This window comes from Paenibacillus sp. J22FR83 (genome assembly GCF_059691955.1).
The window spans coordinates 501,568-522,410 of sequence record NZ_JCAUAM010000002.1 but is presented as its reverse complement, the minus strand read 5'-3'; the positions used below and the strand labels follow the sequence as shown (position 1 = coordinate 522,410).

Genomic DNA, 20,843 nt, shown 5'->3' with positions numbered 1-20,843 from the left:
AGTTTTCCTTGGAAGTATTTGAGTATATAAATAAGCAAGTATACGAAAATCTAGAACAAGTTCTGCAAAAACTGGATGACAGACTAGATTTAAAGCTATATGCTTTCCTTTTGGATGAGAATCAAGAATGTATTCAAACAGTTCGAGTTAAAAGTGTTTTAAGTGATCTTCAAGGTCAAGAAACCGATGTTATCCAAGAAGACCTAAGCGGCCCAGAGGAAGTTTTTAGAAAGATTGGCTTAGCCCACAAAGACCCGGGTATAAACTTAAAAGAATTCCTTATTGATCTTGACACAGCTAGCTTTAAAACTAGTTTGCGTCCATTAGGAGTACTAGCTGAGTCCAATATCAGCGAGAATGGAGCTGCTATTGAAGGTAGTGAGGAGCAGCCACTTAGACAAGAAACAAATGAATGGAATATTTTCTACTCCAATAGTTTTGAGCTTGAAATAGATGATGAACACTGCACCCTTAAATACATTTTGTCGATTGAATATACAGATTCGGTTACAAGAAATATTTTTCTTGAAAGGCCACAGTTATCCTTTCTTCGAATGATCTTGGATTATTATTTCAAGGATTATTATAAGGTATCTGGTAATCAGGAATTGCTATTCGTTAATGAGGATAACAAAGTTGAAATTAAGTACAAAGAGAATAGCAGTCAGTTCCTTCAAAGGATGGCACGCTTATTTTTTGGGAAAACACAGGACTTTATCGCAAACGGTTTCGATTTAAATGATGTTTCAAGAGCAGATATGGAATTGACAGAAACGGAAAGAAATCAATATTACATTAACAACTTGCTTGAGAAGATCGATGGAATTTCTACAAGGACGTATGAAGGTGAGATTCCGTTTGGTTGTATGCTTCTTCTTAATACTAGTATGCTGGAAGATAGCAAGCTTGTTAAATATTCAATCAGGTTTCAAAATCATCAGCCTATTTATTTAGAAGATGCTCGGCGAATTAGAAAATTACTTGAACTAACAAACAAGGAGAAAGATTTGTACTTGATTGCTGATGATACAGCCATCTATGGTGTGGGTGAAATAGATTGGGGCCAGCTTGGGAATAACCTATTGTTCAAAGTGGAGTTCAAGGGAATATCTAGATATGATCTCCTACTCGTCACAACGGAAAAGAAGCAAGATACGGACGCTCATGTTGTGGCAGAAGAAGAAGCGAAGATATTCAAAATGACCATGAATTTAGAAATTGTATCACGCAAATTAACAAGTATTTCTTTTAAACATCCGGGAATTGGTTCCGGGGGCTTTACGCCTGAGCTTTTTGAACGCACTATTAAAGCACAGTTTAAGGAAGCTATTCTCCCTATCACTGAAAAGGAGATTGAAAAGCTCCGGCTTATCATTCAGAAGGCAACTGAACAACAAAGTGGAACTATGGTTGTAATTACTGATGACATAACTGCGAAAAGTGAATTGCAGAAGCTTAGAAAACAGTCTACCCCGATCCAACCTACTGAGATTAGCCCGGCATTCATTAAACATCTTACATCCATTGATGGTGCGATTTATTTTGACACAACGGGTGCTTGTCACGCTATTGGTGTAATTTTAGATGGATTGGCTCAAGAGCATCTTGGAGATGCAAGTCGTGGAGCTAGGTTTCATTCGGCTCACCGTTATCTTGAAAAGTTGAAATCAGATAAAAAAGGGTGCGTCATCGCCATAATCTCGGAGGACGGCATGGTCAATTTGATTCCTGAACAGGCAAACGAAGCCATTGTACGACAGAGGGTGAGAGCAATGATAAGCTATATAAAAGATAATGATGAAATCAATGAGGAAACTCTTCAATACTACGACAGACGTCTTAAAGAAGTTGAAAGTGAAACCGCGATAGATCATCACCATTATTTTAAAATAGCAGAAACATTTTCTGGGAAAAAACACTTTTTCAAAGCAACATATTATTATGACAAAGGCTTGAAGGCTTGTGGTCATATTATTTTAAAATATAATCGCGCTCTTGCGCTTTCTTTTATTAGACATGGATATAGTATTGGAATTTCAGAAGATAGTAAACTGCAATCTTTCAAAAATGCTATAGAACAAGTTGAAATAGTAATGAAAGGGGCAGCAGATTCTAAGATCAACCATCACGAGTATAATAACCGCGCCCTTGCCTTAACCGGAATTGGAAGACTATCGAATAAAATGGAGAAAGCAGAATGCTTCAACAACGCTTTACTTGATTATACTAAGGCAATAGAAATGAGTAAATTTAACAAATATGTACTTTTTCGAAATCGTGGGTATCAACATCAAGATTTAGGAAATTTACACGAATCTCTAGATGACTATATAAGTTCGGAAATGGCATTATCAGAAGAACAAACTCTCACATTAATAGAGAAACTTATTAAACAGGAAGTCTCCTTATTTTTGCATGCTCTCACCAGTTACTCGCAAAAAAAGAATAATAAGCGTGATAGCGAAGGCCTCAAAAAGTTGTTAGAGGAATACGGTATGGAACTAGCCGAAGATCATCCCGAAGTAGCTGCTGCATTAGAACAGCATGGTATCAAACAAAAGCAACCAGAAGATGAATAATTGAGGAGAAACAAATGAGCATACAGAAAGCACAACTCCTAAAAGTAGGAACTGGGTTTCCAGGGTGTCAATTAGCAGTTATCTTTCTACATGGTATAGGAGGGGGGCTTTACGACACTTGGCGAAAAGATTCCTACTCTCAGACACTTATTGAAATGTTGGATCAAGATCCATTATTAAGAGATGCGGAATTTTACAGTTATGGCTATCGTACTGGTTTGAAGCCTTGGCAGTATGATTTCAAGACGGTGGCAGAATTATTGCACTCGGATATTCAGGTCAATTTGCCTGGGAAGGATATAGTATTCGTGGCGCACAGTATGGGCGGGTTAGTGGTACAGCAGTATATCGTGAACCGCTATGAAACATTTGACAGTAGTAATCTGAAAAGTGTAAAAGGCGTTGTTTACTTATCTGTTCCTTTCCATGGATCCGGATTGGCTGAGTTGTTTCCAAAGATATTTGCTAATAAGCAAATAAAATCGTTACGCAGAAAAAATCCGCAACTTGCTTTACTTGAGGGGAACTGGAACAAGTATGCATATAGAGGCGGAGTGGAGGCTTTGCCAGAAAATTTGAAACATAATATTTCACAGATTGCCTTGCGTGGGGAGCGTGATCGGGTAGTAGCGAGTGCCTCCTCAACTCCCTTATACTTAGGAGCAGAAGTAATTGCAGTCGATGAAGGACATTCGAGTATATGTAAGGTTGATAGCAGCAGTACAGTTTATAAAACGATTCGTGATTTCTTGCACAAGCATTTGGAACCTATATCTATAAGTTCTAAAGCAATGATTTTTCATATACATGGCTATGACAAGCAGCAATATGAAGTGCAGCCGCAGATCGAATTGAATTGGACTGCATATTTTGATGCATATACATCCCCTAGAAGGCTGCCTACAACATCTGAGTGGAGTATTATGGCAAAGGCATTAGGAGAAGCCGCTGATATCTGGTCACAGAATCGAGCTATGAAACGATGCGTTCGGGTATATGCTAGTCTTAGTTTGCCCGGAGGAATTCTCATCGGGAGCAGATTTTCTCAAGCAAGAGGGGCTGTACTTGAAGTAGCCCAAGGTGAAGGAATATGGTCTTCATTGAGACATGATCCTTCATTTGAAGTGAATGTAAAACAAAGTTTTGGTAACAATTCAAACAGTAAACGTGCTGTCGTTGTGCTTAGTGTCTCTAATGATATTGAGAAGACAGTTATCTCTCATTTGAAACAAAGTGATGTTCAGTACGAGCTTTTAATTAATTTGACCCCTCAGCTAGGGGCTGGTCAGCGAAGTATAAGTGGTGCAGAACAGGCAGTTTCGTATGCAATTGAAGTTAAAGCTGCTGTGAATAGACTAAAACAACAGGGTATTGATAAAGTTGATTTATACCTAAATTGTCCATTTGGTGTAGCTGTCTTTGTAGGACATTATTTGACCGCTGCTGGTCCCATACAAGTATTTGATTTCATGAATCCTGGGTACGTTCCAGCATGTGCTTTGTAAATAAAGGGAACTAGTCACAACGAACTTATCTTACTAAATATTATTAACCCAAAAAGGAGCTAGCCACATTGCAGAGGCTAACTCCTTTTTATCCTATTCAACAATTCGCACCATTACCTCAATCGATTACAATAAGCTTCAAGTTCATGGAACGGTACTGTAAAGAGAGCCAAGTGGTTCACAATGGATTTGGTGGATCCGGGCAAAGCTAGGAACTTGGCAAAGAGCCGATTCAGCCCATCCTCAGCCGCGGAAGTCCAGAACTGAACCTGCCGGACGTCTGGATTGCCTTTTTTGATGGCATGTATCAGTGCACGTAATCCTTGTACGAATAAAGTTGATCTTCGCAGCTCTTTCTCAATAAAGGCAACTTCGATCTGACATATATGCTGGTCCTCATAGTCGCCGGGGCCCGTGCCGTAACCAAAGCCGGCCGCGCCGACGATGTCGTAGGACTCTTCGCTGATGATGAGCATGGCTTTACCTAGTAAGAGCGGGCTACCGATGAAACTGAGTTTCATGCCGAACGTGTAAGGCAAATTCAGTTCGTCGTGATGACGCAGCAGGAAGTCCATATAGGCTTCATGATCCATTTCAAATTCACTGACTCGAAATTCATAAGACATTACTGTGGCTGTACGCGAAGTGAATCGTTAACCCTAACGATTCTTCCGAAGCCGCTTCCTTTTTTGGAACCTTTGTCGATAGTAGGGGGAACTGGAAACATACGGATAGCCTCCTTATTGTCGTTATTTGTACTTCTTCTTCCATTATATCCTAGTGAATTTCTTTAGGGTATCCCTTAAAATGTTAATTTTTTCACAAAAAACGACTTCTTTCCCATGTGTACCCTCACGAACAGAGCTTGTGCTAGTAAATTTGGCATACAGTCGGCATATATAATCGTTGTCGGCTAGTGCTGCAAGCCTGAGTTCCTGGACCTCTGGACCTCCCGCAATAATCTCATTGACCATATACACCAGCCCTTGGATAAACAAGCGTGATCCTCGGTAAGCTTTGTCAGCAATAGCCACGTCCACAAGGGCAATATCCGTATCCTGAAAATCCTGCGCTGGTGTTCCATAGTAATAGGCCGCTATGCCAACCACTTGGTTCTGAGCATTCTTTGCACAGATCAGGTGGCCCTGAGTCACGTAGGAATATATGAGGGTGACCATTTCCAAGGTAGAATAGGCGGGGTGCAGGTCGCGCTTGCGGGCTAACAGAAATATACTGGCCTTAGCGAAATCGTCATCACTCACACACTTGTGGTAACTTAACATCAACGTGTTCCTCCTTCCTAAACTTCTGATGTTCAGATTTTCTCTGGCATCCAGTCTTTATCCCATTCTCTTCTGAAGCGTTTGCTCCAAGGATTGCTTAATTTGAGGATGTTCGGCCATTAAGCGGTGAAACGCTTCTTGCCGGACAGACAGTAGAACCGATGGGCCCAACGCCCTAACGGTCGCATTCCGAGGGGCATTGTGAAGCAGCGCAATTTCGCCAAAATGATCCCCATCCTGCAAAACAGCGACCCGCCGCTCCCCGCCATCAGGCATATGCTTTAGAATTTCAAATTTACCACGGACAATAATGTAAAATTTGTTGCCTTCATCGCCTTCGCGTACAATATCCTCGCCTTCTTTACAGGTTTCAGTTGTAAACAACAGCGCGATGTTCTTAAGCAATGAAGGTGCAATGCCTTCGAAGAAAGGCAATTTGGCAAGCCTGTCCATATCCACTGTCGCATAGAGTCCATCCTGAGACAGGTTGAATCCGTACTGCTTATCCCATAAGGTGCGGTATAGATTGTTTTTAGTTAGAAGCTCTTGGTGGGTACCGGAATCGACGATGCGGCCATCTTGGAAGACATGAATGCAATCGGCGTTCATGACGGAGGATAGTCGATGCGTCACGGATACAATCGTCTTCTCGGATTTAAGCCGTTCGATGAGCTGATTAATGTCGGACTCGGTAGCCGGGTCTAATGCTGACGTTACCTCATCGAGCAGCAGCAGGTTCGGTTTCCTTAACAGGGCTCTTGCTATCGACAAACGTTGACGTTCGCCACCAGAAAGCGAGCCGCCTTCATGATGTACCTCTGTGTCGTATCCGTTAGGCCAGCTTACAATGGTATCATGGATGTTCGCTTGCTTAGCAGCCTCTATCATTTCATTCTCAGATGCACCACTATCCAGCAGCAGGTTATCCCGAATGGTCGTATTAAATAAGAAGGTATCCTGTGTAACAAGTGTGGACTGTTTGCGCAAAGAGGCTTCGCTCAAGGTACGTAGGTCATAGTCATTGATAGAGACCGAGCCTTGCTTGGGATCATAAAAGCGGGACAGCAGCTGCAATGCCGTACTTTTCCCAGAACCACTGGGGCCAATAAATGCCACATAGCTCCCAGGAGCAATTTGTAAACTTACGTTATGTAGCTGATCGGCCTCCGCGGTATAACCGAAAGTCACCTCATCCATCCGGATCGAAGGAAGAGAAGGAGGGAGCTCTAGTGGGTGAGCATCTTCTGGAACGCTAGGCTGGTGATCAAGAATTTCCCGTATCCGATGAAAGCTTGTACTTGAATCGATAAGGCCTGGGATGATGGACGATAGATTCGACCCTGACTGCCCTACGCTTAAGAATAAGGTGAAAAAGGCCATGAAACCGCCTATGCTCATCATGTCGTGGAAGATCAAGTATCCGCCGAAGCCAATCATAATCCCATTCAGAACTAGCAGTGAGATTAGTGGAAGGCGTTCCATCATCGATCCAGCTAGCTGCAATTTCAGCCCAAAGGTAAAGAGTTCATGCACTTGTTTACGGGCGCGCTCCTGAAACCTGGTTTGCAGATGCAAACTTTTTATCGTTTTATGTCCCTTAACCATCTCATCAATCGTATTGGTGAATCGTTCCTGCGATTCTTTGTAGTTCACATTAGCGGTTTCCGCACGCCCTTGAAGGAGTCTTGGCCCAATTAACATGAGCGTGGAACCAGCAAGCATGGCCAAAGTGAGCTTCCATTCAATAGAGAATAATAGAATCAGTCCGAGTAAGACACTTAAAGCTTCCTTCAGAAAAAAGGGGAATGCGATACGAACCACTCTTTCCACGGAGCCCATATCGGTCGAGAATCGGGTGACAAGATCACCAACGCGGTATCTTTGATGAAAAGGAAGCGATTGCTTCTGCAAGTGAGTAAACAGTTCGATCCGAAGTTTCTTGACGATCTGGCCGCCAAGATTTCCTAACGCGTATTCACCGCCTATACTTGCACAAATGTTGAGAAAGCCGCTGCAAAACAGCACAATAAGGATGATGGCGAAGTTATGCACGCTTTTTGGTGTAAAAGCCTCATCAACCAGATATTTCAGGCTGATAGGAGCTGCTACCGAATATCCAACTTCTATGAGCAGACAGAATAAAAAAATGCCGGTCAAACGCTTATAGGGAATCCAAAGGTTTAGCAGTGTTCGTAGGAAATCCAGGAGTAATCGCCACCTTTCAATAAGATAAGATTACAGCACTTTTTTTGGGTTGTAAACGACATGATTTGTCATAATTCGGTAAAAAATTAGGTAGAGAGAGCTTGTTCATGTGTATAATACAACTATTACTAACTGACGGTGGTGAAGTCTTGGAACAGCCGTACACAAACTACGAACAGGAAATACAGAGGAAGCTGACGCGGTGGGGAATTCGTATGCAGAAGAAGCCCAACCTGATCGAACGTGCATCTAAATCTGTTCAAAATCGCATCAATCAAGTGATTCCCGAGAAAATCCACACGACGATTACCGCGACGGTGAAAGGGATTGTGCAAACAACGTTGTTCGGAATCAATTATATGCCAGCGGCTGAGCCACTGAAGGGTGTATCCATGGCTGAACGCGATGCGAAAGCCGAGGAGTTGCTGTCACTCTACAAAAAAATCGCCGCCGCGGAAGGCGCAGGTGCAGGAGCCGGTGGGATTTTACTTGGTCTTGCCGATTTCCCTGTTCTGATTGGGATTAAGCTGAAATTTCTTTTTGAATTAGCACATATTTACGGGTATTCTACGAAGGATTACAGAGAAAGATTGTTCATCCTGTACGTGTTCCAGTTGGCCTTCTCCAGCTCGAAGAAGAAGCCGGATCTGCTTCATACGATTAAGACGTGGCCAGATATCTCGCAGACTTTCCCGCCTGCCGCCGACTACATGGAGCAAGTCGATTGGTTGCAGTTGCAGCAGGAGTACCGGGACACGATTGATTTCCGTAAAATGCTTCAGCTCATCCCCGGCATCGGGGCTGTCGTTGGCGCATGGGCTAACTTTGGCTTGCTGGAAGAGCTGGGCGTGGTAGGCATGAACTGCTATCGGATGCGCAATTTGCAAGACAAAGCTAGGAACGCCAGTAAGTAATCATTGAATGGGAACGCAAAAACCTGAACGACAGTCGGACTAATGTCCAGCTATCGTTCAGGTTTTTCTTGTTGTCCGTCATTTATGATTGGTCTGAGGGTAAGTCTTTGGGAACTAGCTTGAAAATATCCCCCGACTCGAACGAATCAATAAGCCTATCAAGCCATTTGTAATAATGAATGGCTGCATCTATTTTATCCAAATCCCCTTTGAGAACAGCTTGTAAGGAGACACTGTCAGGAAATTGTTCGCTCAGTTTTCGGAATTCATTCTTGGATTTGGTGAGAGCAAGCAGGTTAACTTCAAGCGCCTTGCGCCACTTGAGGCCAAAGAAATCAGCGAAGGTTTGGAACCAGTCGGATTCGACCTCATAGAGATCCTTGCGGGAACCTTTTTCCCACACTTTATTCACCATTTTAAGATCAACCAGTGTCCGCACGCCTGTGCTCATACTGGTTTTACTCATTTCCATAGCTTTTCCCATTTCGTCTAATGTCATCGGCTTTTCTTGAAATAAAAGTAAACCGTACAGATGACCGGTAGATTGACTAACGCTATATAAATCCATGTTGTTTCCAATAGATTCAATAATTCGTTTTCGCGCCTTTTGTATGACGAGATCTTGTTCTAAGCTGATGCCGTCTATATGATTCATTATCTCTCACCCTACCTTTAGGTTTACATCGTTATTGTAAGAAACTATTTTGAAAAAGTAAAGAACAATGGCTGCTAGAAAGAGTATACTAAAAGTCGATAAAGTTTGTACAGTTTTTTCTGTTTGAACTGTTTGTACAGATTTTAAGGTTGACATAACCAATGTGTATTCGTTAGAGTATATGAAGTGGATGACATGCAAATCAAAGAAAGGAGTGAGCATATGTCGGTTATTCAAGTTAATCAGGTGACGAAAATATTTGGTCCCGACCCCGCATCTGTTCTTCCGTTACTTTCGCAGAAACATTCGAAAGAAAGAATTTATATGGATACGAAGCATACGGTAGGCGTCAATAAAGCTAGCTTCTCTGTTGAAGCTGGTGAAATATTTGTCATTATGGGTCTTTCAGGTAGTGGTAAATCAACATTAGTTCGACTTCTGAATCGGTTAATTGAGCCCACGAGCGGAAGTATTGCTATTCATGGTAAGGACATCGTTCGCATGAACGATGAGGAGCTTAGAAATGTCAGACGGGAACAAATCTCCATGGTATTTCAGAAGTTTGCCTTATTTCCTCATCGAACAGTCGTTGAGAATGTGGAATATGGGTTAGAGGTTCAAGGATGGGATAAGTCACAAAGACGTGCGAAAGCGCTAGAGTCGTTGAACTTGGTAGGGTTACAGGCTTGGGCAGACAGTAAACCTTCCCAATTGAGCGGTGGCATGCAGCAGCGAGTGGGGCTTGCGCGGGCCTTGGCCAACGATCCGGATATTCTTCTGATGGATGAGGCTTTCAGTGCATTAGACCCTCTGATTCGGAAGGATATGCAAGATGAACTCGTCGAGTTGCAGGATAAGATGAAGAAGACCATCATTTTCATTACACATGATCTGGATGAAGCTCTTCGTATTGGAGATCGCATTGCACTCATGAAAGACGGCGTTATTGTTCAAATCGGGAAGCCGGAAGAAATAATGATGAATCCAGCCAATAAGTACGTCGAAAGGTTTGTGGAGGACGTCGATCTGTCCAAGGTACTGAACGCATCGACGGTTATGCGCCGGCCTGAGACCATAGGTCTTGATCGTGGGCCGCGTGTGGCGCTGCAGCTCATGAGGCAAAGCGGGATATCTAATTTATTTATTGTAGATAAAGGCAAGAAGTTAATTGGTGTGATAACGGCGGAGGATGCTTCGGGTGCTGTTCACTATGAGAAGAGTCTTGAAGATATTGTGATTCGAGATATTCCAACTGTCGGGCCAGATCAACTGCTCCATGAATTATTTGAAGTGTGCAGCCATGCCAAGTACCCTGTGGCCGTTGTGGATAACGATGGGAGAATTCAGGGTGTCATTGTTCGCGGCGATGTTCTTGGGGCTCTTGCAGGTAACGTTGTGGCAAGAGAGGATGTGAGTAACGTATGACGAAAGTTCCATTAGATACTGGGGTTGAGAAGGTTGTTGATGGGTTAGGTGCTAACCTATCGTGGTTTTTCGATTTCTTATCGCTCCTTATAGAGGGAGTGGTGAATGCATTTTCTGCCGTTTTTCATTTCCCGCCAGCGCTTGTACTTATCGCGTTGATTACGATTCTTGCTTATTATCTTGGCAAATGGACGTTTGCGCTATTTGCTGCTGTAGGGTTGTTATTAGTTGATAATCTTGGCTTATGGGAACATACGATGGATACACTGGCACTGGTTATGACCTCAGCAGTCATTTCCGTTCTCATTGGTATTCCTTTAGGGGTATGGTGTGCCCAAAGCGATCGAGCACGAAGGATCATCACGCCAGCACTTGATTTCATGCAAACGATGCCTGCTTTCGTTTATCTCATCCCTGCCGTTACCTTTTTTGGACTAGGTGTGGTGCCTGGGGTCATTGCATCCGTTATTTTCGCTGTACCGCCGACGATTCGCCTGACCAATTTGGGTATAAGACAGGTTGCTGAAGATTTAGTTGAAGCCGCAGATGCTTTCGGTTCGACTCCTATACAGAAATTAGTAAAATTGCAATTTCCGTTAGCGATGCCATCTATTATGGCAGGCATCAATCAAACGATTATGCTTGCGCTCTCGATGGTAGTTATTGCTTCTATGATCGGGGCTCAGGGAGTAGGGGCTGATGTGTATAGGGCTGTTACTCAAATCAAAATTGGTCAAGGCTTTGAAGCCGGATTGGCTATTGTTGTATTAGCTATTTTACTTGATCGCATCACACAATTATGGATGAAGAAAAAAAGGAGTGTGTAGAGATATGAAGAAAGTCGGTAAGACGTTACTATTCGCTAGTTTGACCGGTTTACTTATCGTGACAGGCTGCTCGAAAGATAATGCTTCAGAATCTAGTGTAGGCAGTAGTGTGAATCACCAAATTATCGGTATTGATCCTGGTGCAGGAATCATGAAGCAGACGGATCAAGCGCTGAAAGACTATGAGCTTACCGATTGGAAAGTAGTTGAAGGCTCTAGCGCGGCCATGGCGGTAGCGTTAGATAGAGCGTATAAAGCGAAGGAACCGATCATCGTGACGGGGTGGACACCTCATTGGATGTTTGCTAAATATGATTTGAAATATCTGAATGATCCGAAGGGAACATTTGGTAAGGATGAAGAAATTCATACGATTGCTCGCAAAGGTTTGAAAGAAACGGCGCCGTCGGCATATGCCATGCTCGATCGATTCGAGTGGACGCCGGAGGATATGGCCGCGGTCATGTCAGCTGTGGTTGACGGTAAGAAGCCCGAAGATGCAGCTGCAGATTGGGTTGTGGACCATGCAACTAAAGTGAATACTTGGGTGAAAGATCTCTCGCCAGAACAAGGCAAGAAGCTAAAATTAGCTTATGTAGCTTGGGATTCGGAGATTGCCAGTACGAATGTCGTGAGGAATGTTTTGGAAAGGAAGCTCGGGTATAAAGTGGAGATGCTGCAAGTTGAAGCAGGTCCAATGTGGGCTGGACTTGCGGATGGCAGCGCGGATGCGATAGTGGCCGCATGGCTCCCGACGACACATAAGGATTATTTCGAGAAGTATGCGACCAAGCTAGAAGATCTAGGTGCAAACTTAAGAGGGACCAAATTGGGTCTAGTCGTTCCTGCCTACATGACAATCAGTTCTATTGAAGATTTGAAGGCGAAATAGTCCATATATGTAGAGAGAAGTCTATCGATCATCCGATCGATAGTCTTTTTCGTAGAGAGACGCGGACAATCCTAGATAATTAGGTTATTCGGAAGTGATATTTGCAGAACGCACGCATACACTAGTAGAGAGTCGGTTACCGGCTCACCTTGTGAAGAGTTGTGATTATTTTCACAAGTAAATATGTGATAAATTTCACAACCGGAGGAGTGTTGCGATAATGAGTAAACCGAGAATTGTGATTCTAGGCGCAGGCTATGGCGGACTTGTTACAGCGATCAGGCTGCAGAAGAAGATGAGAAGAAATGAGATGGACATCACACTGGTTAACAAACATGATTATCACTTTATTACGACACATTTGCATATGCCAGCAGCCGGTACGGATCATCATGATAACGCACGCGTGACCATTTCGGATTTGATTGATGAGCGGAAGATTCGATTCGTGAAGTCGACGGTTAGACAGATTCTGCCCGAGGAAAAGAAGATCATCTTGGATGAATCTACGCTAGACTACGATTATTTAGTCATTGGACTCGGGAGTGAGACGGAAACCTTCGGAATCCCGGGCATGCATGAATATGCCATGTCGATCAAAAGCATTAACACTGTCCGCTTCATTCGGCAGCACATTGAGTATATGTTCGCGAAGTCCAAGGTGGTCCCGAAGCGCAAGGATTACCTAACCTTCGTCGTTGGCGGCGCGGGTTTCACGGGGACAGAGTTCGTCGGAGAGCTGGCGGATCGCATACCCGTTCTGTGCAAAACCTACGATGTCGATCCCGCGGATGTCAGCATCTATAATGTGGAAGCCTCCTCATCGGCGCTGCCTCCAGGCTTACCAGAGGATCTGATCCTATACGGTATGGAAGTCATGCGCCGCAAAGGCGTGCAGTATAAGCTATCGACCGCGATCAAGGAATGCACATCAGAGGGGGTTATTCTGAGCAACGGGGAGTTCATTCGTGCAGGCACAATTGTCTGGTCGGGAGGGATACGCGGCAATTCGTTACTGCAAGAGGCGGGCTTCGAGGTGCAACGGGGCAGAGTTAAGGTAGACAGTTGCTTGCGCTCCTATCAATTCCCAGAGATCTTCATCACAGGTGATTGCTCGATTGTCACTAGCCCAGAAGGCACGCCATATCCCGCGAATGCACAAATTGCTGTTCAACAAGGATACAATGCAGCGAGAAACCTTGTTCAGATCATACGAGATAAAGAATTGAAGCCGTTCGTCTATGATTTCAAAGGCACGGTAGCAACACTGGGCCGTGGTGAAGCCGTTGGGTTACTCAAAGTAAAGAAAGTGAAAGGCCGCTTGGCGTTATTTATTAAAAAGATGATCGATGCCCGTTACCTATTTCTCATCGGTGGCCTTCCACTCATTTGGAAGAAAATGATTTGGAAGCAGAAATCCACGACCCGTAATTATCATGTGCCTAATTAACGCGCGTATAACGTAAAATCCCCTTCAAGTAGATACTTGGAGGGGATTTTACGTCTAGGTACCACTAACTATAGCTATTGGAACGATATTGACTCGGAGACACGCCTTCACGTTTGCGAAAAGCGCGGGAGAAATTGTTTTCATCCACGAACCCGACTTGCTCGACAATGTCCTTGATCGAAAGGTGGGTGGTTTCGAGCAACTCTTTGGCTTTCTCGATGCGGATTTTCGAGACATATTGCATGAAAGGAAGGCCGTTTTTATTTTTGAAATAGCGTGTGACATAGGAAGGTGTAAGGGACAGCTCTTCAGCAACGGTAGAGAGACTGAGGTTATCGTCCATATAATTCTGGGAAACATACTCTAACATAGATGCATATAAACGATTGTTATTGGCATCTTCGCCTAAGCTGTCTTGTATGCTGCGCGCTGCATCAAGTAGATTGGCACAAGCCTCAGCAACGGTTTTGGATTGGAATTCGGCTAGGGCTTCCAGTTTAAACTTGATCGCTTCCCGATGGGAGAGCGGAATATTATTAACAAGTTGGTTCAAGGTGAAAATGATTTGTTGAAACGTAAGACGGAAGGTGGGAACATCCTCCAGCCGTGTAAAACTTTCCTCCATTTCATGAATCAGCAGTTGCAGATGCTCGGAGCTCTTGGAGCGGACTGCCGCATGGAGCGCTTCGGCAAATTCGGAAATTTGCTGCTTCTCGATCGTCGTATGCTCGATTTTTTGCTGTGACCATTCAGAGGGCGTGATAATGGACTGCTTCCCGGCGAAAATCCGATACTCCGCAAGCGTTGTGGCGGAACTGAACGATTGATGCAAGTCATTCGTTGGCTGAGGTTCGCCGACCATGCAAGACAACGAAAGGGCGAAATGCCTCTGCATGAACGCGATGATCTGCTCGGAAAAGGCGCGACTACGCGCTTCCCACTCCTCCGCGAATTCGTTATGCCACGAAACAATGCCGACAATCCCATTATCGATGGCCAAATCAAGGGCATAATTCACGCCGTGAACACCTGATAAATTTTCGAGCACATTGCAGATCGTATATTTCATCAACCACTGCTCACTAAGCGGCTCTTTACTTACCTTGGCGTTGTAATCGTCAAAAATGATGACAAGCACGCTGCTTGTATGCCGATCAGCAAATAGTTTATCAAGAGCGCTGCGGTTATCCTGCGTCGTATTGTCTACGTTCAACTTCCCCATTAATACCGCTAACAACAATTGGTTCCTCGTGAGAACCTCCTGATTATGCATCATATGGGACAAATGATTGCTCTCATCCCTCATCTGCTCAATGTAACGAGTGAGTTGGTCTAGTTCATCGTTATTGCCTGTGGCCTGCTTGTCCGATGGCAAGGTTGGAAACCGATTGGATAGCTCTTGGATCGGTTGATAACTTTTGCGGGCAGACCTGAAGCACAGCACAATTCCTAGTGCAAGCGATATCAGAAAGATGGTTAGTGAAATTGTTAACGCTACATCATATTCATGGAAATAGTCACTTCGGCGAATGGCGTTCACGACATGAATGTTCTGTTTGGACGATGTTTCCTGCATGAAGAGATAGCCAGGGATTCGCGCTTTCGCATTGTGCGCCGCTGCGGTAAGTTCACCCCACGCGAGATCGGAAGAACCTTTTATATAGAGAAAAGGCATCTTGGATTGGTCAAAAGCGATAAGGGAGCTGCCGCTGTCAATGGTTTGCTGGAAATTACTTATAAGTGCTGGATAGTTCAATTTGTACATCATAATGCCACTGGAGAAAGGTGTGCTGTCAAGCGGGACTAAGAGCAGCAGCACTTGTTCCTTGCCTTCAGGATGATCGTCATTAGCTAGTGAAGACAGAAGTAGCGGTGATCTTAGCTGCTCCAGTTTGCTCTGTACAATTTCCGGAGAGATTCGGCTATCGGTGATGAGACGGCTATAGCTCTCAGGTGAATAAATGCCCGTATCCGTAAAAATCGTGTTCTCTAACGAGCTGTAGGCTGTGTTGCGATAGAACAGGCCAATGGAATCGAGATCGGCGGACAGCGCCTTTAATTTCTCGAGTTCATCGGCGATGAGATACGGATATTGTAAGGACTCCTGTAATTGATAGGGAAGCAACTTGGTGTCCCGTGACAAGGTTAAGGTCAATTTCTGCAGGTCCAAAATGCGCGTATCCAGCAGACTTGTCGTATTGGCCATCGATCGCTGGGTGTTATCCATCAACCGATGATACGTATTGGATAGTGAAATGATATTGGTTACTAGGAACAATAGTCCGGTTACCGCCAGAATCAGAAGGTGCCCTAATAGAAATTTTCGATAGAGCTTGGACTGAATCGCTTTCCGCAACATAAACACATCCCCTGGTCGAATAGGTCTTGATTTCTTACGAGTATATAAATTTTGCGCCATGAGATCAATTCATGTAGGCCGAAAAGCTGAAAATTGACTAGGTATTGAAAAAAATGCAGGGTGTATTTGTAGGGTTATACCCTCTTTTTGCTGTGAAAAGCCGATTATTAGCGATTGTCGGGCGTTCCATATTTACGTATACTCGGAGCCATAGGATACCGATTCAGGCGCCGAATCGTTTTCTGGGTATCCGCGTTTCTAGCGTTCGACGAAGGAGGCAGCGATATGACTGCGAAGACCAAGGCGGCACATGCCCCTCTACCGAGGTCTACCCCCAAAAGGTTTGGGCTGCAAAACAATTGGGATTATCTAATCTTTGTTATCCCTGTTGTTCTCTATTTTCTTATTTTCTGCTACGGACCTATGTATGGTGTGCAGCTCGCATTCAAACGCTTCAACCCGATTCTCGGGATTATGAATAGTCCTTGGATTGGTTTTGATAATTTTGAGCGGCTTTTTAATTCCTTTCAATTTTATCGTATTGTGAAAAACACATTAGTTATCAATCTGTTTAAAACATTAATTAGTTTCCCTATTCCGATCATGCTTGCCCTCATGTTTAATGAGATGAGAAAAGAGCGATTAAAGAAGACGTTGCAGACGATCACGTATGCTCCTTACTTTATTTCAACAGTCGTCTTCGTCGGTATTATTAATTTATTTCTCGGTGGGGAGAATGGGTACTTGAATCATTTGCTGGGGATGATCGGCATCGATGCGATTCCTTTTCTAACCAGCCCAGACTATTTCCCCGGTGTGTATATCGGTTCTGACATCTGGCGGAACAGCGGATGGAACTCCATTATTTTCATCGCGGCGTTAGCTGCTGTCGATCCACAACTGCATGAGTCTGCACAAATCGATGGGGCTAGTCGGTGGAAGCGGATGATTCACGTGAATCTGCCGTGTATTATGCCGGTTATCGTCATTCAATTTATTCTCCTCATGGGCAAAATGATGACACTCAGCTATGAGCGTATTCTTCTTATGCAAAATAGTTTGAACATGGAAACCTCAGAGGTTATTTCCACTTACGCTTACAAGACGGGTTTGATCAATATGGATTATGGATTCTCTACCGCTGTGGGTCTCTTTAACAATGTCATCAACATCATATTGCTGCTAGCAGCTAACAAGATTGCCAAACGATACAGCAGCAGTAGTCTGTTCTAAAAGGAGAGGTGAACATGGAGGCCGTTTCTCACAAAATTCGGGAATCCAACGGAGATCGGATTTTTCTAGCCATAACTTATGTCCTTATCGGAATTCTTGTGTTAATTGTGCTTTACCCGCTGATCTATGTCGTAAGTGCCTCATTCAGTGATCCCAAACTGGTCATTGCCGGCAAAATCGGGCTGATTCCCAACGGATTTAACGTGGAAGCCTATCGCCGGGTATTTACGAACACCGAGATATGGATAGGCTATCGCAATACGCTGCTCTATACCATCGTAGGCACGATAGTCAATATATCACTAACGATGATGGGCGCTTATCCGCTGTCACGCCGGAATTTCCGTTGGCGTCGCGGGCTTATGATATTCTTTACCATTACCATGTTTTTCAGCAGCGGGATGATCCCGATGTACTTGCTCGTTAAGAATCTGGGACTTTACAATTCGATGTGGGCCTTAATATTGCCAACGGCGATCAGTGTCTACAATATGATTGTGGCTCGCACGTTCTTGGAAACCAACATTGATGAACAACTCTATGAATCGGCCTATATGGATGGCAGCGGCAACATTCGATCGTTTTTCTCCATTGTGCTGCCCCTGAGTGCACCAATTATGGCTGTTCTTGTATTATTTTATGCCGTGTATCATTGGAACTCGTATTTCGAGGCCATGATTTATTTGAAGGAACGTTCCCTGTATCCGCTTCAGCTTTTCCTGCGGGAAATTCTAGTGATGAATCAGTCGGATAACGTGATGATGGATTCGATTGAGATGGATACGAGCAAGTTTCTCGTTGCAGAAGGTGTTAAATATGCCGTTATTATCGTATCCAGTGGACCGATTCTTATGCTGTACCCATTCCTTCAGAAGTATTTCGTTAAAGGGATGATGATTGGTGCACTTAAAGGTTAATGTGATTAATAATTGAGGGGATGACTAACCACTATGAAAAGAAAATTCGTCTTGCTAACAGCTGCCATGCTGATCACGTCAATACCAGTACTTAGCGCTTGCAGCGATAAGGATAAAGGGACAGAGCCCGTTGCAACTGGTGCCAACAAAACAAGTGCCAACATTACGAAGACAGGTATGCCGATTGCAAGTGAGCCTGTTCAATTGAAAGGGCTTGTCTCCAAATATGAGTTGGTCAAGGATTGGAACGAGCATAAAGGCTTGAAAAGTTATGAAGCCAAATCGAATGTGGTTATCAAATGGGATACAGTCCCGCAGAACGCCTTCGATGAGCGTCGGAATCTGATGTTTGCTTCCAATGACTTGCCTGACTTCGTCATGCGGGCGAATTTGTCGCCGCAATTGATTACTTCATACGCCGCAGCAGGTCAGATTATCCCGTTGGATCCTTTGATTGAAGCAGGCTATGCGCCGAATCTGGCAGCACTTATGAAAGAAAATGACGGGATTCGCAAATCGATTACGTCGGCTGACGGCCATATTTATTCCCTGCCGAATATTAGTGAAGCAGATGGACGTATTTCGTCCTCCTGGATCAATAAGAAGTGGTTGGACAAGCTGGGGCTTGCAATGCCGACAACAATGGACGAGTTTTATAAGGTGTTGAAAGCCTTCAAGGAGCAGGACCCTAATGGGAATGGCAAAGCGGACGAAGTTCCGATTTCGGGGTACAAAGAGGGCAATAAGAACTACGGTGATCAATTTGTTAAATCGTTTTATGGCAGCTGGGGATTCGGAGGAAATTCCGGGATCATCGCACCTTTTATGGATGTAGACAATGGGGGCAAAGTGCGCTATATCGCAACGGACAACACCTTTAAAGATATGATTACCTTCTTTAATAAGCTCTGGATGGAAGGTTTGATTGATAAAGAAATTTTATCACAGGACATGAAACAGGAGATTGCGAAAGTTGACGATGAGCGTGTCGGCTATGTAGCGAAAGGCAACAACAACTTATGGATGGGCAAAAATCGGAATAACTACGTCCAGAACCCTGTCTTGAAAGGCATCGACGGCAAAGTGTATTGGACGGGCATCTCTCCAAAAGTGCGCGATTTAGGCTCATTTGTAATTACGAGCAAGAACCCGAACCCTGCTGCAACCCTGCGTTGGGGCGATTATTTCCTAAGTGAGGAAGGGACTGCGCTGGCCCGTCTTGGTATCCAAGATGTAACGTATACGATCGGCAGCGATGGCTTTTATAAATTGAAGGATGAGTTTGCCAAAAATCCGAACGGACTCACGGTGGATGAGGCGCTATCGGAATATACGATTTTCCAAGGCGGGGGCATTCCGCAGCGTGTAACGCAAAAGGTTGACCAAAGTGCAGCAGTTCTTCCAGAAATGATTGCCAATAAAGATGTCATTCGACCTAATTTAGTACCCGATGAGAAATTAATGATTCCTACGTTTACGGAGAAAGAGAATATTGAATTGAGCACGTACGCAACGGATATCGAGGCATATGCCGATGAGAATATCGTTAAATTCATTACAGGGGCTAAACCGCTCAGCGAGTGGGACAAGTATGTAAGCACACTGAATAAAATGCAGCTAGATAAATATCTCGCGATCTATCAAGCAGCCTATGACCGCTGGAATCAGAAGTAATCAGCTACGGAAAGGAGGAGCCAATGATGAGATTTTACGGCACGAGTGCAGCCGAAGGCATACCGAACCCATTCTGCTCCTGTTCCGTGTGTAACAACGCACGGGAAGTAGGCGGCGCAGAGATTCGCCGCCGTTCGATGTTCCGAATCAATGAGGAGATGTGTATTGATTTGGGGGCAGACTCATTCCAGCAGGCTATGGAATATGGGGACTTTACTAAGCTGCAGCATGTCTTAGTGAGTCATACCCATGAAGACCATTTCAACTATATGATGATGAATGTTAGGAACATGGCGATTGAACGGTTGAAGGAGCCGCTGCATTTTTATTTTACAGACAAGGCTTACGAAATCGTCGATTTCTATCGGCAAAGCCGGCCGATCATGAAAGGAATGACTGCCGATTTGGAGGCGCGCGGCATCGTGGCCTTTCATAAGCTGGCGTTTAACGAAACCGTTACGATTGGCGGCATCGAAGTAACGCCACTGCGTGGGAATCACAAAGGCAATATGGGGGAGAATTGTGCGAACTATCTCATCCACCAACCGGATGGCCGTAAGCTATTTTACGGCGTGGATACTGGCTGGTACTTGCCAGATGCGTTCAAGGAGCTGGAGAATGCTTCCCTTGATGTGTTGATTAGTGAATGCACCTTTGGGCTGACCACCGGGCGTGGTCTTCATCCAAATGGCCATTTGGACGCCTTTAGCTGCATGGAGCTGTTCCGCAAGCTGTTAGAGCAAGGGACTTTGCATGCCAACTCACGCATTTATCTTACGCATATTAACCATTTTACCTCGACACATGGGGATTTAGTAGGCTGGTTTCAGGAACAACAATTCCCATGCCCGATTACGGTGGCATGGGATGGGATGAAAATATAACACAAGAAGAGGCTGTCCCCGATGTCATAGGAGGGACAGCC

The 20,843-nt window shown here is 44.4% G+C and carries 16 protein-coding genes; 11 read left to right on the top strand and 5 right to left on the bottom strand.

Going from position 1 to position 20,843, the window contains the following annotated elements; all coding sequences use genetic code 11:
• The first annotated feature begins 8 nt into the window (after positions 1–8).
• Both AC58PV_RS05745 and AC58PV_RS05740 read left to right on the top strand, forming a co-directional pair.
• On the top strand, positions 9–2,579 hold the full coding sequence (locus AC58PV_RS05745; RefSeq protein ID WP_497431305.1) for a diadenylate cyclase: 2,571 nt from the start codon (positions 9–11) through the stop codon (positions 2,577–2,579).
• A 14-nt stretch (positions 2,580–2,593) separates the two neighbouring features.
• Entirely contained in the window at positions 2,594–4,084 is a 1,491-nt protein-coding gene (locus tag AC58PV_RS05740) for an alpha/beta fold hydrolase (protein ID WP_497431304.1), read from the top strand.
• Positions 4,085–4,197: 113 nt separating this feature from the next.
• Here AC58PV_RS05740 and AC58PV_RS05735 read toward each other — a convergent pair whose 3' ends face one another.
• The 3 genes from AC58PV_RS05735 to AC58PV_RS05725 all read right to left on the bottom strand — a co-directional run bounded on the left by AC58PV_RS05735 (position 4,198) and on the right by AC58PV_RS05725 (position 7,524).
• A complete protein-coding gene (locus tag AC58PV_RS05735; protein ID WP_497431303.1) occupies positions 4,198–4,677 on the bottom strand; it encodes a hypothetical protein in 480 nt (159 codons plus the stop codon).
• A gap of 177 nt (positions 4,678–4,854) precedes the next feature.
• Positions 4,855–5,367 (bottom strand): hypothetical protein, encoded by a 513-nt coding sequence (locus AC58PV_RS05730; RefSeq protein WP_497431302.1) that lies wholly within the window; start codon positions 5,365–5,367, stop codon positions 4,855–4,857.
• 57 nt (positions 5,368–5,424) lie between these two features.
• Complete coding sequence (locus AC58PV_RS05725) at positions 5,425–7,524, bottom strand: ABC transporter transmembrane domain-containing protein (RefSeq protein WP_497431301.1); 2,100 nt, start codon at positions 7,522–7,524, stop codon at positions 5,425–5,427.
• A 197-nt stretch (positions 7,525–7,721) separates the two neighbouring features.
• On the opposite strand from AC58PV_RS05725, the gene AC58PV_RS05720 reads away from it, so the two are divergent.
• Positions 7,722–8,486, top strand: a complete 765-nt coding sequence (locus AC58PV_RS05720; protein ID WP_497431387.1) for an EcsC family protein — start codon at positions 7,722–7,724, stop codon at positions 8,484–8,486.
• 82 nt (positions 8,487–8,568) lie between these two features.
• Here the strand turns inward: AC58PV_RS05720 and AC58PV_RS05715 are convergent, their stop codons facing one another.
• Positions 8,569–9,141, bottom strand: coding sequence for a GbsR/MarR family transcriptional regulator (locus tag AC58PV_RS05715; RefSeq protein ID WP_497431300.1), 573 nt, complete (start codon positions 9,139–9,141; stop codon positions 8,569–8,571).
• Between the two features lie 222 nt (positions 9,142–9,363).
• Here AC58PV_RS05715 and AC58PV_RS05710 point away from each other — a divergent pair, with 222 nt between their 5' ends.
• The 4 genes from AC58PV_RS05710 to AC58PV_RS05695 all read left to right on the top strand — a co-directional run bounded on the left by AC58PV_RS05710 (position 9,364) and on the right by AC58PV_RS05695 (position 13,735).
• Positions 9,364–10,566, top strand: coding sequence for a quaternary amine ABC transporter ATP-binding protein (locus AC58PV_RS05710; protein WP_497431299.1), 1,203 nt, complete (start codon positions 9,364–9,366; stop codon positions 10,564–10,566).
• Positions 10,563–11,393, top strand: a complete 831-nt coding sequence (locus AC58PV_RS05705; protein ID WP_497431298.1) for an ABC transporter permease — start codon at positions 10,563–10,565, stop codon at positions 11,391–11,393. Before AC58PV_RS05710 ends, AC58PV_RS05705 begins: the two co-directional genes overlap by 4 nt.
• A 4-nt stretch (positions 11,394–11,397) precedes the next feature.
• On the top strand, positions 11,398–12,285 hold the full coding sequence (locus AC58PV_RS05700; protein ID WP_497431297.1) for a glycine betaine ABC transporter substrate-binding protein: 888 nt from the start codon (positions 11,398–11,400) through the stop codon (positions 12,283–12,285).
• 217 nt (positions 12,286–12,502) lie between these two features.
• Complete coding sequence (locus tag AC58PV_RS05695; RefSeq protein ID WP_497431386.1) at positions 12,503–13,735, top strand: NAD(P)/FAD-dependent oxidoreductase; 1,233 nt, start codon at positions 12,503–12,505, stop codon at positions 13,733–13,735.
• Positions 13,736–13,799: 64 nt separating this feature from the next.
• On the opposite strand, the gene AC58PV_RS05690 is transcribed toward AC58PV_RS05695, so the two are convergent.
• On the bottom strand, positions 13,800–16,094 hold the full coding sequence (locus AC58PV_RS05690) for a helix-turn-helix domain-containing protein (RefSeq protein WP_497431296.1): 2,295 nt from the start codon (positions 16,092–16,094) through the stop codon (positions 13,800–13,802).
• Between the two features lie 285 nt (positions 16,095–16,379).
• Here AC58PV_RS05690 and AC58PV_RS05685 point away from each other — a divergent pair, with 285 nt between their 5' ends.
• The 4 genes from AC58PV_RS05685 to AC58PV_RS05670 are packed head-to-tail and all read left to right on the top strand — an operon-like array spanning position 16,380 to position 20,802.
• Positions 16,380–17,327 (top strand): ABC transporter permease, encoded by a 948-nt coding sequence (locus tag AC58PV_RS05685; RefSeq protein WP_497431295.1) that lies wholly within the window; start codon positions 16,380–16,382, stop codon positions 17,325–17,327.
• Between the two features lie 14 nt (positions 17,328–17,341).
• The gene (locus tag AC58PV_RS05680) at positions 17,342–18,244 is read left to right on the top strand and encodes a carbohydrate ABC transporter permease (protein ID WP_497431294.1); all 903 of its coding nucleotides are present in this window, start codon (positions 17,342–17,344) and stop codon (positions 18,242–18,244) included.
• Between the two features lie 33 nt (positions 18,245–18,277).
• Positions 18,278–19,918 carry a type 2 periplasmic-binding domain-containing protein gene (locus tag AC58PV_RS05675; RefSeq protein ID WP_497431293.1) on the top strand — a complete coding sequence of 547 codons (1,641 nt, stop codon included), beginning with the start codon at positions 18,278–18,280 and terminating at the stop codon, positions 19,916–19,918.
• Between the two features lie 23 nt (positions 19,919–19,941).
• Positions 19,942–20,802 (top strand): MBL fold metallo-hydrolase, encoded by an 861-nt coding sequence (locus AC58PV_RS05670; RefSeq protein WP_497431292.1) that lies wholly within the window; start codon positions 19,942–19,944, stop codon positions 20,800–20,802.
• Positions 20,803–20,843: the final 41 nt, after the last annotated feature.

Excerpts from the sequence above, each read along its gene's own strand:
- AC58PV_RS05670 (WP_497431292.1), top strand. The coding sequence starts at position 19,942 with ATGATGAGATTTTACGGCACGAGTGCAGCCGAAGGCATACCGAACCCA.
- AC58PV_RS05710 (WP_497431299.1), top strand. The coding sequence starts at position 9,364 with ATGTCGGTTATTCAAGTTAATCAGGTGACGAAAATATTTGGTCCCGAC.
- AC58PV_RS05740 (WP_497431304.1), top strand. The coding sequence starts at position 2,594 with ATGAGCATACAGAAAGCACAACTCCTAAAAGTAGGAACTGGGTTTCCA.
- AC58PV_RS05690 (WP_497431296.1), bottom strand. The coding sequence starts at position 16,094 with ATGTTGCGGAAAGCGATTCAGTCCAAGCTCTATCGAAAATTTCTATTA.
- AC58PV_RS05735 (WP_497431303.1), bottom strand. The coding sequence starts at position 4,677 with ATGGATCATGAAGCCTATATGGACTTCCTGCTGCGTCATCACGACGAA.
- AC58PV_RS05680 (WP_497431294.1), top strand. The coding sequence starts at position 17,342 with ATGGAGGCCGTTTCTCACAAAATTCGGGAATCCAACGGAGATCGGATT.
- AC58PV_RS05675 (WP_497431293.1), top strand. The coding sequence starts at position 18,278 with ATGAAAAGAAAATTCGTCTTGCTAACAGCTGCCATGCTGATCACGTCA.
- AC58PV_RS05685 (WP_497431295.1), top strand. The coding sequence starts at position 16,380 with ATGACTGCGAAGACCAAGGCGGCACATGCCCCTCTACCGAGGTCTACC.
- AC58PV_RS05705 (WP_497431298.1), top strand. The coding sequence starts at position 10,563 with ATGACGAAAGTTCCATTAGATACTGGGGTTGAGAAGGTTGTTGATGGG.
- AC58PV_RS05730 (WP_497431302.1), bottom strand. The coding sequence starts at position 5,367 with ATGTTAAGTTACCACAAGTGTGTGAGTGATGACGATTTCGCTAAGGCC.
- AC58PV_RS05700 (WP_497431297.1), top strand. The coding sequence starts at position 11,398 with ATGAAGAAAGTCGGTAAGACGTTACTATTCGCTAGTTTGACCGGTTTA.
- AC58PV_RS05715 (WP_497431300.1), bottom strand. The coding sequence starts at position 9,141 with ATGAATCATATAGACGGCATCAGCTTAGAACAAGATCTCGTCATACAA.